This window comes from Massilia sp. YIM B02763 (assembly GCF_030412015.1).
In the GTDB taxonomy this organism is placed as follows: Bacteria; Pseudomonadota; Gammaproteobacteria; order Burkholderiales; family Burkholderiaceae_D; genus Telluria.
This window is the reverse complement of sequence record NZ_JASNRD010000062.1, coordinates 1-492: the sequence shown is the minus strand read 5'-3', so window position 1 is coordinate 492 and position 492 is coordinate 1. Positions and strand designations below refer to the sequence as shown.

The window sequence follows — 492 nt, the reverse complement described above, 5'->3', positions numbered from 1 at the left end:
CCGAGTTCAAGGTCGCCGGTGAAAAGCTGTACCTGTCGCCTATGATGGATCTGTTTAACGGCGAGATCGTCGCTTTCGAAATGGCACGCCGCCCCGTGTTCTCAATGGTCGGTAACATGCTCAACAAAGCAATCGCCACGTTAAGTGGAGACGCGAAGCCAATGGTGCACTCGGACCAAGGTTGGCAGTATCAGATGCCGGGGTACCAACGACTGCTGAGTGAAACGGGCATGGTGCAGAGCATGTCTCGCAAGGGCAACTGCCATGACAATGCAGCAATCGAAAGCTTCTTTGGCACATTGAAGTCCGAGTTCTTCTATCTCTCGGAATTCAGCAGTATCGACCAGTTGGAAAGTGCATTGCCCGAGTATATTCACTACTACAATCACGAGCGGATAAAATTAAGCTTGGGTGGGCTCTCTCCTGTTCAGTACAGGATGCAAGCCTCCCAGACCTCACACTAAACCGTCTAACAAACCTGGGTCAGTTCAC

At 51.4% G+C, this 492-nt stretch carries 1 protein-coding gene; it reads left to right on the top strand.

From position 1 onward, the window contains the following. The coding region (locus QPK32_RS26470) for an IS3 family transposase (RefSeq protein ID WP_290415762.1) at positions 1-464 on the top strand (464 nt) is incomplete at its 5' end. Positions 465-492 lie beyond the last annotated feature (28 nt).